We start from the raw sequence: 11482 nt of genomic DNA on the forward strand, positions 1-11482 counted from the left end.
CCTTTCTCAGCTGCCGCGATAGGTGGAGTAGGCGTACGGGCTCAGCAGCAACGGGACATGCAGATGCCCACCACCGTCCGCCTGGAAACTGATGATCACTTCCGGGTAGAAACTCTCGATCCCGTTGTCGGTGAACCAGGTGCCGGTGTCGAAGACCAGCCGGTACCGCCCAGCGGCCAGCGCCGCACCAGTAAGGTCAGCGATCCTGCCGTCGGAATCTGTTGTGCCGTTGGCAAGCTCGGTGCCCGTGCCGTCCAGAAGCGTCACCGGCACGCCCCGCGCCGGTCGCCCGGATACCGCGTCCAGCACATGGGTACTCAAACCCGTCACAATCCACCTTCCGTCTCGACGTCATCGGCATGCCTGCCCGCCGGACCCAGCATCCGCTCCAGGCGGCTGCGATTGATCTTTCCAAATTCCATTCTCATCACCCGGCGCTCGTGCTGCGGGTCGTTCTTGAGCCGCTCCTGAAGAATCGCCAGTAGCTCCTCGGCGGGCCTACCATTCGCAAAGACCAGGTACACGTAGCCGAACCGCTCCTCATACTCGGCATTGCCTTCCCGTAGACGCTCCAGTACCGCGGCGTCGGCACCGGTGACCCCCGACTGCTCGCGGCGCGACGCCGCGTTATCGGCCCGCTCCCCGATCCGTGGGTGCCCGTCGAGTGCCTCGTCCACATCCGCGTCGGTCAGCTCGGCCAAAATCAGATCTGCCCGGTGGTACAGCGCGTCCTCATCGCGGAATGGCCGGCCTGCAGCGACCCGCACTGCCCATATCCGCGACGCGCAGCACTCGTAGAGCCAGTGGATCGCCTGGCCGTCGCTGAGCTCGTTGAAACTCTCGATCCCCCGCCAATCAACGCGCCGCATGGAAGTCCTCGAAGCGCCCGAAGCGGGCCGTCGTGATGGGGTTGGCGTCGGCCACCAGATCATCGAACCGGTAGTTGGCGATCTTGGCGATCTCGATGAGGGCGAACGACCGCTCGCTGGTCGTGGAGTTCTCCATGCGGCTCCACCCATTGCGCAGCACCCGCTCATAGCGCTCGGTCTCGCGCGCGCAGATCACCAGCGGAAAACCGAAATGCTCGCGATAGGCGTTAGCCAGGCTCACCACGTTGTTCAGCTCGCCCTCGTCGAGAGTCTGCAAAATGGTGTGGTCGACGGCCGTCATCTCTCCAGCTTCGTCCTCGGCGCCCAAATCGGGGAACGATCTGATCAGTTCAAGCTGTTCCTCGTCACTACCGGTGAGCATCGCCTCCTGGAAAGCGCTGCGTAGATCGTGTGCGTCGGCGAAGGGACGCTGTCGGTAGGCACGATCGACAACCCAGTGCACGTCTTGGACAAGTGCGCCGAAGGTGCGACGGAACTCTTCCAACGTCATCTCGTTGACCTGTGCGAGCCGGATGGCGCCGCCGCCCGCCACCGCAATACCCCGGCTGCCGGTGTGGAAGAACAACAGATTCAAGGCGATCGCGGTGATAGCGCCCATGGTGATACCGGTGCTGAACGGGATCTGCAGCAGCCCCGGCACGGCCTGATCGATTCCCGGCAATGCGGGAACCTGAACTTCACGTCCGTGATCCAGCACGGTCGACGAGCCCGATGATTGGGAGAACTGCACGTACATCCCCATGGCCAGTGAGGTACTGGCGATGATCAGGTTGCGGTGGTCGTTGAAGTCGACCTTGCCGAGTGTCTGGATGCCGACCACAGCCACCGTCGCGAACAGTGTCATCGCGGCCCCGCCCAGCACCGGGGCGGGGATGGACTCCACGACCTTGGCGGTCTTGGGCAGCACGCCCAACACCATCATGATCACCCCGGCGGCCGCTACTACCCAACGACTCTTGACCCCGGTCAGGCGCACCAGACCGACATTCTCCGAGAACGCCGTGTACGGGAATGAGTTGAAGGTGCCGCCGATCATGGTGGCGATGCCGTCGGCACGCACGGTGGCAGCGATATCCGCCCCGCGCACCCGCTTGCCGACGATCTCGGCGGTCGCGAAGACCGCCCCGGTGGATTCGACGGCCGTCACCATCAGCACCACGATCAGAGACACCACCGCGATGACGTCGAAACGCGGTGCGCCGAAAGCAAATGGCGAGGTGAATCCGATCCAGCCCGCCTCGCCCACCCGGGTGAAATCGGTGTCACCGGCGAGCCAGGCAATGGCGGTACCGGCGATCAACCCGAGCAACACCGCGATGGTGCTCCAGAAGCCACGAAAGAACCTCTGCATCAACACGATCAGCACGATGGTGCCCACCGCGTACATCAGCCAGCGCCCGTTGCCCGGATCGTGCGCGGCCACCGGGCTGTGCGGGTTGCGGACAGCGTCGCCGATGCCCACCGGTAACAGCGATACCCCGATGATCGTGATGACCGAGCCGGTCACGATGGGCGGGAAGAAGCGGATGAGGCGGGCGAAGAACGGGGCGATGAGGAAGGTGAACGCACCTGCGGCAATGACGGCGCCGTAGACGGTGAGCAGCCCGACCCGGCCGCCACCATGGTCATTGGCGATCTTGATCACCGGGGCCAGGGTGGCGAAGGTAACCCCTTGCAGCAGCGGCAGGCGCACACCGATCTTCCAGAACCCGACCGCCTGCAAAATGGAGGCGATACCGCACGTGAACAGATCGGCGGTGATCAGCATGGTCAGCGCCTCGGCGTCCAGGTCGATGGCGCGCGCGATGAGCAGCGGCACCAGCACCGCGCCGGCATAAAACGCGATCACATGCTGAATGCCCAGCGTGACGAGCTTGCCCGCGGACGGCACCTCATCGACGGGATGGACTCTCCTCATCGCGGAACCTCCCTGGTCTCGGTGCGTACCCGCCGGCCGCGCAAGCGACGCTAGGGCCAGCGTGTTGCGGCCAGGTTGCCGGGTGTCTATATTTTGCCGACCGGTCAATCCGCTACGTATCGACGATCACATCCAATTGCCCTGCGGCAGAGACTATCGCCGACTCCAAGCGGTCATGGTGCGTGCTCGCCACCGCGAGCAGGGCCTCGGTATCGCGCCTTGCCACCGCTGTGATCATCGCCTCATGGTCGGCATGCAGCTGCAGTTGATCCGACGCCGATACCGTCCGCATCACCTGAAACGGCTCCGTCAGATTCCAGGTGGCCTCGAACATGTGCAACAGGCGATGCATACCGCAAGGGGTCACCAGGGCGCGGTGAAAACGCCGGGAGTGCAGGTGAAAGGCCCGTGCATCACCCTCGACGGTCGCCTGTTGCAGCAGCTCGTGTTCGGCCAGCGCTCGATCCAGGTCCTCCGAGGTTGCCAGCGCTGCGGCCTGTGCCAGCGCGGCACGCTCGAGAACGCCTCGGGTGAAATAGATCTCACGAAGTTCCGGCAGCGTGAGCTGAGCCACCCGGTATCCGCCATTGGCCCGATGATTGACAAGCCCTTCGGCGACAAGGGTCTTGAGCGCTTCCCGCACCGGGATCGGGCTGATCTGGTACGTATCGGCCACCTCGTTGATGGGGATCATCGAGCCCGGTGGCGCGGCACCGTCCAGGATGGCCCGCCGCAGCCCGTCGAGCACGCTCGTCTGGTCATGCCCGGACCGATTGGCACGCAACTCGTTGATCAGCCTCCGGTAGCGGAACGTACGTGACATTCGCCCTCCATCGCCGTCGTCTCACACCCGATCTTCCCAGCGCTCGCGCCGGGCCGCCATCGCTGGCGACACAGAGTTAACGCGAACGTTTCATGACGCGGTGCACTGTGACAACGCCGCACCCCGCACCCTACGCGGGCGACGTACCCTGTGGGCCATGCGGATACGCGTCATTAATCCCAATACCACCGAAGCCATGACGAAGGCCATCGGCGTGGTGGCGGAGTCGGCGGCCTGGCCGGGAACCAGCATCACCGCCGTCAACCCGGCGATGGGGCCGGTATCGATAGAGAGCCATTACGACGAGGCGTTGAGTGTGCCCGGCGTGCTGGCCGAAATCCGCCGCGCCGAAATCGAAGGCGCCGACGGGTATGTACTCGCATGCTTCGGCGATCCCGGCCTCGATGCGGCCCGGGAACTTGCCACCGGTCCGGTGCTCGGTATCGCCGAGGCCGCCATGCACATGGCCAGTCACCTGGGCCGGGGGTTCAGTGTGGTCACCACGCTGGAACGCACCGCCGGGCGCGCCTGGGATCTGGCCGAACGCTATGGGATGTCACGTTTCTGCCGGGGCGTGCACGGTTGCGATATCGCGGTGCTCGACTTGGAAACCAATCCCCAGACCAAGGACATTCTCATAGAACTATGCCGCCGCGCGGCCCGCGACGACGGCAGCGAGGTGATCGTGCTGGGCTGCGCGGGAATGGCCGGGGTGTGCCGGGATATCTCGGCAGAGATCGGACTCCCGGTAATCGACGGCGTGGCGGCCGCGGTGAACCTGGTGCAATCGTTGGTGTCGATGGGCCTGCGTAAATCCGGGCACGGCGAGTTCGCCGCGCCACCGGTCAAACCCTATGCCGGACTATTGGATTCGTTCGGTTCGATACCGGCGGGGTGAATCCGGCGCCAATGCTCGGCGATGTCGAGTCGTCTGGCGATCCACACCCCCTCATGAGCTTGTACGTGGTCGAGAAACCGCTCGAGCGCAACCGTGCGTGCCGGCCGGCCCACCAGCCGGCAATGTAAACCCACCGACAGCATCTTCGGGCTGCCCGCCTCCCCCTCGGCGTACAGACAATCGAAGGCATCACGCAGATGGGTGAAAAATTGTTCCCCACTGGGGAATCCGGCCGGTGAGGCGAACCGCATGTCATTTGTGTCCAGGGTGTAGGGCACCACCAGGTGATCGATCACACCGCCGTGGGCGGGCACCCGAACCCAGTACGGCAGATCGTCGGCGTACGAGTCGGAGTCGTAGGTGAACCCCCCGTGCTCGACCACCAGCTGCCGGGTCTGTGGGGAGTCTCGCCCCGTGTACCACCCCAGAGGCGCCGCGCCGGTGAGCTCGCGCACGATCTGAACCGCCTGTGCCATGTGCTCACGCTCGATATCCGGCGACACCAACTGATAGGACTGCCAGCGCAGCCCGTGACAGGCAATCTCGTGCCCAAGCTCACCGAACGCGGCCACCGCCTCCGGATTGCGCTGCAACGCCCGCGCCACCGCGAAGACGGTCAGCGGCAGGCCACGGCGCTCGAAGACCCTCAAGACGCGCCAGAGACCGGCCCGTGAGCCGTATTCGTACAGCGATTCCATGCTCATGTGCCGGTTGGGGAATGCCTCGGCCGGGACCATCTCCGAGAGAAATGTCTCCGAGCCCGCCGAGCCATCCAGGACGTTGTTTTCCGCGCCCTCTTCGTAGTTGAGCACGAACTGCACCGCGATCCGCGCCTCGCCGGGCCAGCGCGGGTGTGGCGGCGTGCGCCCGTAACCCACCATGTCGCGGGGTGTCGCCTGTCCAGCCTCGTTATGAGCCATCGTGCGCACGATAGTAGGCGGCCCGATTCACCGCATCGAATCACGTTCCGGTGGATCGATTCTGATCCGGGAAAATATTGTTTCCGCGCAACACGGCGGCAACACCGGCCGCTTAGTTTCGGGTGTCACCAGCTTTCCTGGCTGGTCGACATTCGGAGGAGGTTGTGTGAGCGGCACACTCACGGCTGAGGCCATCGCCCCCACCGGCGGACACGGTGCTGCCGGGGAAAGTGTGATCAAGCCCGGCTACGACCCGGCGTTGACCAATGGCGACCTGGCGCCGCTGCGGACTCAGAATTGGACCAGCTACAACTTCTTTGCGTTCTGGATGTCCGACGTACACAGTGTCGGCGGCTACGTCTTTGCGGGAAGTCTTTTCGCGCTGGGAATTTCAGCATCGCAGGTGCTGCTCGCACTGCTGGTCGGCATCGTGGCGGTGTACTGGCTGTGCAACCTGGTGGCGCGCCCTTCGCAACAGACCGGCGTGCCCTACCCGGTGACCACGCGCATCGCGTTCGGAGTGCGCGGCGCCAATCTTCCGGCCGTGATCCGCGGACTCATCGCCGTGGCCTGGTATGGCATTCAAACCTATTTGGCATCAACGGCATTCGTGCTTCTGGCGGTGAAGTTCGAGCCTTCGCTGGGCCGCTACGCCAATGCCGACGAGTATGGCTTTCTGGGTCTATCTTTCCTTGGCTGGGGCGGCTTCCTGCTGATGTGGGTGCTGCAGGCCGCAGTCTTCTGGAACGGCATGGAGGCGATACGTAAATTCATCGACTTCTGCGGGCCCGCGGTGTACGCGGTGATGCTGGCACTTGCGCTCTATCTGGTCGTCGCGGCCGGTTGGGAAAACGTGCATTTCGGCTTGGCGTCGGGCCCGCCGAAAACTGGGTTCGCCGCAGCGGCGACGGTGCTGAGCGCGATCGCACTGGTGGTGTCGTACTTCTCGGGTCCCATGCTCAATTTCGGTGACTTCTCCCGATATGGCCGCACCTTCGACGAGGTCAAACGCGGCAACTTCCTGGGATTGCCGTTGAACTTCCTGTTCTTCGCCGTGTTGGCGGTGTGCACGGTGTCGGCCGGCGCAACGGTTATCGGACGCGGCGAGGACGGCGCCATCATCACCGACCCGGTGCTGATCGTGGACAAGATCAACAACACCACCGCGGCGGTGCTGGGCGTGCTCACCTTCGCGATCGCCACCATCGGGATCAACATCGTGGCCAACTTCGTCTCGCCCGCTTTCGATTTCTCCAATCTGGCCCCGACACGGATCAGCTGGCGTGCCGGCGGGATGATCGCGGCGGTCGGCTCGATCCTGATCACGCCCTGGAATCTCTACAACAACCCCAACACCATCCACTACACGCTCGACATTCTCGGCGCCGTGATCGGCCCACTCTTCGGAGTCCTGATCGCCGACTTCTATCTGGTGCGGGGCCACACGGTCATCGTGGACGATCTGTTCACGCTGTCGCCGTCGGGGGCGTATTACTACCGCGGCGGCATCAACCCGGTCGCGGTGACCGCGACGGTGGTCGGTGCCGCGGTGGCCATTGCGACGGTGATCTGGGGCAGCGCGTATCTGGCCGCCTTTACCTGGTTCGTGGGCGCGGGTATCGGTTTCGCCGTCTATCTCCTCGGCATGCGATACACGCCGCGGCATCTGATTTACGGCCGGTAATCGTGGTCGCAACCGTCGCCGAGATGCTCGCACGGCACCTCGATCACATCGCCGCGTGCGGCCAGGTACGGCCCGGCTCCCCGGTCGCCCGCCAGCGCGCTCGACAACGGGCCGAAATGATCCGAGCCAATGTACACCGGATGGCCCGGCCGACCGCCGAATGTCGCGCGGACCAGTGCCGATCGGCGGCGCTCACTGGCGTGCAGCACCACACCGACCACCTCCGGCCCCACCGATGGCAGGTCCACCAGATGAATGAGTACCCCGACCACATCCGTGCGCGGGTGCGCAACGTCCAGCACCGCCCGCACCGATTCCGACACGCCGCCGCGCCACCGCGCGACGTCGATACCTCGCGCGGGCAAAGGTATCTCGGCCGGCGCAGCGCCCCGCGTCACATAGATCTCGTCGCAACCGCCCCGGTCCAGTGCGGCGACGGCCAGTTCGAGCCAGCGCCCATTCTCGGCAAGGATCTTCGGCATGCCGTAGCGGCTTCCGGCACCGGCTGCCAGCACCGCACCGATGACAAGGCCCGTGGCGGTATCCGGTTGCATACGTCCATCGAACCGCACGGGCACGCCGTGCGTAATACGGGCTGAATACCGTGTTCACATCCGATAAACAGGCCGTCGTTACGGTCGCGCACATGTCGACCACCATCGAGACACCCGCCAGTGAGATGGTGCGCCTGGCGAACAAGCCGCCCTGGTACCGATCACTGTTCGTCCAGCTTCTGGTGGCGATCATCGCGGGCGTACTTGTCGGGTGGCTGTGGCCGGAGGTTGGCGCTGATCTGCGCCCCCTGGCGGACGGTTTCATCAAGCTGATCAAGATGCTGATCGCCCCGATCATCTTCTGCACGGTGGTGCTCGGGATCGCCCATGTCGGCGACCTCAAGTCCGTCGGCAGGATCGGCGTTAAGGCCCTGATCTACTTCGAGGCGGTTACCACATTTGCCCTGGTGTTCGGCCTGCTGGTGGGCAATCTCGCCAAACCGGGAGCGGGATTTCACATCGACGCGGGCACGCTGGCGACGGGGGCCGATGCCATCGCGAAGAAGACCAACAACGGTGAGCTGCCCCATACCGTCGAGTTCCTGCTCGGCATCATCCCCTCCTCGATCGTGTCGGCCTTCGCCGAGAACGCGCTGCTGCAGGTGCTGTTCTTCGCGGTGCTGTTCGGCCTGGCGCTGGCCAGGTTCGGCGAATCGGGGCCGCCGGTGGTCCTCGAGTTCATCGACCACCTCAGCCACATCTTCTTCACCATCATCGGGTGGATCATGCGGCTGGCGCCGCTGGGAGCGCTCGGCGCGATGGCCTACATCGTGGGTCAATACGGCATCGGCTCGCTGGGCAGCTACGGCAAGCTCATCGCGGCCTGTTACGCGGCGGCGCTGCTGTTCATCGGAGTCCTGGCGGTGATCGCGCGGATTTTCGCGGGAGTGAATCTCTGGAAATTCGTCGTCTACATCAAGGACGAGCTCTTCCTGGCGCTCGGAACCGCATCCACCGAAGTGGTGCTGCCGCGCATCATGACCAAGCTCAATCACGCGGGCTGTTCCAAGACGACTACAGGACTGGTCATTCCCACCGGATACTCCTTCAACCTCGATGGGGCCACCCTGTACTTGTCGATCTGTGTGCTGTTCCTCGCGCAGGCACTCGGGGTCGACCTGACCCTCGGAGAACAGATCACCGCCGTGCTGGTGCTGATGCTCACCTCTAAAGGCATGGCAGGCGTGCCGGGTTCATCGTTCCTGGCGCTCTCAGCGACCGTCGCGGCGATTGGCCACGGCGCCATCCCGGTGGCCGCCGTGGCGCTACTGCTGGGCGCCGACCGGATCATGGACTCGATGCGCGTGTCGGTGAATCTGCTGGGTAACTGCGTGGCGACGATGGTGGTGGCCAACTGGGAAGGCCAACTCGACAAGGACCGCATGCGCGCGGTTCTCGCCGGTGAACAGGTCGCCGACGAGCCCGAGGAGGAATCCTCAGCTGCACACGCCTGAGCGCCGCCGCAGCGAGTCTGCGAGCATGGGACCCGTGTCAGCGGCTTCTACGTCCCACCCACCAGAGGCCGATGGTCCCGACTGGCTGGCTCCCATCGCAGCGCTGGTGGCCGGTCTGGACGCCGAGCTGGCGTCTGCCTACCCCGATGGCCGCAGCGAACCGCAACCGATCCACACCGCGTACGTCAGCGCGGAGCTGGCCGGCGTGCAGACCCCTGCGCAGTGGGGTGAATCCGCGCTCGAACTCCTCGGGCGCCACGAAGAAGTGCTCGCGGCACTCGACACACAGGGCGTGCTGCCCCGCGTCTCGGAATGGCTTGCCGCCTCCCCCATCCAGGATCTGCGGGTGGACTTCGAGGACGGCTACGGCTGGCGCGAAGACGGCACCGAGGACGCCGACGCACGCAAGGCGGGACGCACCTTGCGCTCACTGTCGATCGCGGCGAATCCTCCTGCGGTACTGGGCATCCGGATCAAGGGCCTGACCTCGCAACACCTGCGGCGCAGCGTACGCACATTGGAACTGGTGCTGGACGGCGCGTCGGGCGTGCCGCGCGGATTTGTCACCACCATCCCGAAATTCCGCGCGCTGGCCCAGGTCGAGGCGGCCCTGCGTTTGTTCGACGAACTCGAGCGGGTACACGGATTACCGCATGGTTCACTGCGTTTCGAGCTTCAGATCGAAAGCCCGCAAGCAGTGCTGGGCGCCGACGGCACCGCCACCCTGGCCAAGGCCATCCATGTTGGGCAGGGGCGCCTCACCGCATTGCATTACGGAACCTATGACTACAGCGCGGCATGCGGGATCGCCGCCGAGCATCAGTCGCTGGAGCATCCCGTGGCCGATCACGCCAAGGCGGTGATGCTCGCCGCCGCCGCGCAGACCGGAGTATGGGTATGCGACGGCTCCACCCAGGTGATCCCCGACGGCACCCTCGAACAGCAGGCGGCGGCACTCACCAGGCATCACCGGCTGGTCACCCGCGCCCTCGAACGCGGCTACTGGCAGGGCTGGGACATGCACCCGGGACATCTGATCACCCGCTGGCTGGCGACCTACGGCTTCCACCGGCGCGCGCTCGCGGTGGCCGGCCCGCGCATCGTCGCCTACCTGCAACGGCAGGGCGGCGGTGTCATCGACGAACCGGCGACGGCGCAGGCCTTGGCCGCCGGGGTTCTGCGCGGTCTGGACTGCGGCGCCTACTCCCCCGACGACGTGGTCGCCATCGCACCCGGATGCGACCGGGCGGTACTAGACCAACTCGTGCAACGCACCACAACAGGAGATACCGACCAGCAATGACCGGCAATACACCCACCGGGCTGCCAGATTTCACGATGCTGCCCGATCTGGCGCTGCGGCCGCTCGGCGGCGCGGTGATCTGGGCCAACGACGACCTCTTCGCCGAGAAAGAGAACCTGATCAAGCCCGGGCCCGCCGACTACCGGCCCGCGACCTTCGGGCACAAGGGACAGGTGTACGACGGATGGGAGACCCGGCGCCGGCGCGACCCCGCGGGCGAGCCCGGCCACGACTCCGCCATCGTCCGGCTGGGCGTCCCCGGTGTGATCGCGGGCATCGTCGTCGACACCGCATGGTTCAAGGGCAACTACCCGCCGGAGATATCGGTCGATGCCGCCGAGATCGAGGGGTACCCACCCGCCGACGATATCGCGCGGAATACTCACTGGCACAGCATTATCGGACGCACCAAGGTCTACGGAGACAGCCGCAACGTCTTCGACGTCCACTCCACACAACGGTGGACACATGTGCGGTTGACCATGCACCCGGACGGCGGAGTCGCCCGATTGCGCGTGCATGGCCATGGCCGGCCCGACCCGCGATTCCTTGACGCCGGGCAGTTCGACCTGGCCGCCATCGAGAACGGCGGCCTGGTGACCGATTGCTCCAACCGCTTCTACAGCTCACCGCAGAATCTGTTGTTCCCCGGCGTTGCCCGGGTGATGGGCGACGGATGGGAAACCGCACGCCGCCGCGACGATGCCAACGACTGGGTGCAGGTGCGGCTCGCCGGTGAAGGGGTACTGCGCCTGGCTGAGATCGACACCTCGTATTTCGTGGGCAACAGTCCCGGCGCCGCGGGGCTGCAAGGCCGGACCGCTCAGGGTGACTGGGTTCCGCTGCTGCCACGCACCCCGCTGCAGCCCGACACCCGGCACCGTTTCCTGCTGGAGAACCAGCAGCCCGTCACCGACGTGCGGCTGGACATCTACCCCGACGGTGGGCTGGCGCGCTTACGCCTCTTCGGTGACCTCACAGCGGCAGGGCGGGCCTCCCTCGAAGACCGTTGACGGTCGCGCCTCGTGCGTCCCGGGG

General features: G+C 65.3%; 11 protein-coding genes. 5 read left to right on the plus strand and 6 right to left on the minus strand.

Going from position 1 to position 11482, the window contains the following annotated elements; all coding sequences use genetic code 11:
- Nucleotides 1–6 precede the first annotated feature (6 nt).
- The 4 genes from uraH to HBA99_RS14840 all read right to left on the minus strand — a co-directional run bounded on the left by uraH (nt 7) and on the right by HBA99_RS14840 (nt 3631).
- Nucleotides 7–330, minus strand: a complete 324-nt coding sequence (uraH, locus tag HBA99_RS14825) for a hydroxyisourate hydrolase (RefSeq protein WP_070931226.1) — start codon at nt 328–330, stop codon at nt 7–9.
- The gene (gene uraD, locus HBA99_RS14830; RefSeq protein ID WP_070952724.1) at nt 327–869 is read right to left on the minus strand and encodes a 2-oxo-4-hydroxy-4-carboxy-5-ureidoimidazoline decarboxylase; all 543 of its coding nucleotides are present in this window, start codon (nt 867–869) and stop codon (nt 327–329) included. The genes uraH and uraD overlap by 4 nt, the downstream gene beginning before the upstream one ends.
- A complete protein-coding gene (locus tag HBA99_RS14835) occupies nt 856–2808 on the minus strand; it encodes a solute carrier family 23 protein (protein ID WP_070931228.1) in 1953 nt (650 codons plus the stop codon). The genes uraD and HBA99_RS14835 overlap by 14 nt, the downstream gene beginning before the upstream one ends.
- Nucleotides 2809–2920: 112 nt before the next feature.
- Entirely contained in the window at nt 2921–3631 is a 711-nt protein-coding gene (locus HBA99_RS14840; RefSeq protein ID WP_030093719.1) for a GntR family transcriptional regulator, read from the minus strand.
- Nucleotides 3632–3788: 157 nt separating this feature from the next.
- Here HBA99_RS14840 and HBA99_RS14845 point away from each other — a divergent pair, with 157 nt between their 5' ends.
- On the plus strand, nt 3789–4529 hold the full coding sequence (locus HBA99_RS14845; protein ID WP_070931229.1) for an aspartate/glutamate racemase family protein: 741 nt from the start codon (nt 3789–3791) through the stop codon (nt 4527–4529).
- Here HBA99_RS14845 and puuE read toward each other — a convergent pair.
- Nucleotides 4484–5449 (minus strand): allantoinase PuuE, encoded by a 966-nt coding sequence (gene puuE / locus HBA99_RS14850; RefSeq protein ID WP_081342876.1) that lies wholly within the window; start codon nt 5447–5449, stop codon nt 4484–4486. The two genes, HBA99_RS14845 and puuE, sit on opposite strands and share 46 nt — an antisense overlap.
- Nucleotide 5450: 1 nt before the next feature.
- On the opposite strand from puuE, the gene HBA99_RS14855 reads away from it, so the two are divergent.
- A complete protein-coding gene (locus tag HBA99_RS14855; protein WP_070931230.1) occupies nt 5451–7133 on the plus strand; it encodes an NCS1 family nucleobase:cation symporter-1 in 1683 nt (560 codons plus the stop codon).
- Here the strand turns inward: HBA99_RS14855 and HBA99_RS14860 are convergent.
- Nucleotides 7121–7687 (minus strand): nucleotidyltransferase family protein, encoded by a 567-nt coding sequence (locus tag HBA99_RS14860; protein ID WP_070931231.1) that lies wholly within the window; start codon nt 7685–7687, stop codon nt 7121–7123. The genes HBA99_RS14855 and HBA99_RS14860 overlap by 13 nt on opposite strands.
- 92 nt (nt 7688–7779) lie before the next feature.
- Between HBA99_RS14860 and dctA the strand changes: the two genes are divergently transcribed.
- The 3 genes from dctA to alc are packed head-to-tail and all read left to right on the plus strand — an operon-like array spanning nt 7780 to nt 11457.
- The gene (dctA, locus tag HBA99_RS14865; protein ID WP_070952740.1) at nt 7780–9141 is read left to right on the plus strand and encodes a C4-dicarboxylate transporter DctA; all 1362 of its coding nucleotides are present in this window, start codon (nt 7780–7782) and stop codon (nt 9139–9141) included.
- A gap of 25 nt (nt 9142–9166) precedes the next feature.
- Nucleotides 9167–10444 carry a DUF6986 family protein gene (locus tag HBA99_RS14870; RefSeq protein WP_081347770.1) on the plus strand — a complete coding sequence of 426 codons (1278 nt, stop codon included), beginning with the start codon at nt 9167–9169 and terminating at the stop codon, nt 10442–10444.
- Nucleotides 10441–11457 carry an allantoicase gene (gene alc, locus HBA99_RS14875; protein WP_070917481.1) on the plus strand — a complete coding sequence of 339 codons (1017 nt, stop codon included), beginning with the start codon at nt 10441–10443 and terminating at the stop codon, nt 11455–11457. The genes HBA99_RS14870 and alc overlap by 4 nt, the downstream gene beginning before the upstream one ends.
- The last annotated feature ends 25 nt before the right edge of the window (nt 11458–11482 follow it).

It is taken from the genome of Mycobacteroides chelonae, from assembly GCF_016767715.1.
Taxonomy (GTDB): domain Bacteria; phylum Actinomycetota; class Actinomycetes; order Mycobacteriales; family Mycobacteriaceae; genus Mycobacterium; species Mycobacterium gwanakae.

Coding starts and splice junctions, on each gene's coding strand:
- uraD (WP_070952724.1), bottom strand. CDS start 869: ATGCGGCGCGTTGATTGGCGGGGGATCGAGAGTTTCAACGAGCTCAGC.
- HBA99_RS14835 (WP_070931228.1), bottom strand. CDS start 2,808: ATGAGGAGAGTCCATCCCGTCGATGAGGTGCCGTCCGCGGGCAAGCTC.
- HBA99_RS14840 (WP_030093719.1), bottom strand. CDS start 3,631: ATGTCACGTACGTTCCGCTACCGGAGGCTGATCAACGAGTTGCGTGCC.
- HBA99_RS14845 (WP_070931229.1), top strand. CDS start 3,789: ATGCGGATACGCGTCATTAATCCCAATACCACCGAAGCCATGACGAAG.
- puuE (WP_081342876.1), bottom strand. CDS start 5,449: ATGGCTCATAACGAGGCTGGACAGGCGACACCCCGCGACATGGTGGGT.
- HBA99_RS14860 (WP_070931231.1), bottom strand. CDS start 7,687: ATGCAACCGGATACCGCCACGGGCCTTGTCATCGGTGCGGTGCTGGCA.
- dctA (WP_070952740.1), top strand. CDS start 7,780: ATGTCGACCACCATCGAGACACCCGCCAGTGAGATGGTGCGCCTGGCG.
- HBA99_RS14870 (WP_081347770.1), top strand. CDS start 9,167: ATGGGACCCGTGTCAGCGGCTTCTACGTCCCACCCACCAGAGGCCGAT.
- alc (WP_070917481.1), top strand. CDS start 10,441: ATGACCGGCAATACACCCACCGGGCTGCCAGATTTCACGATGCTGCCC.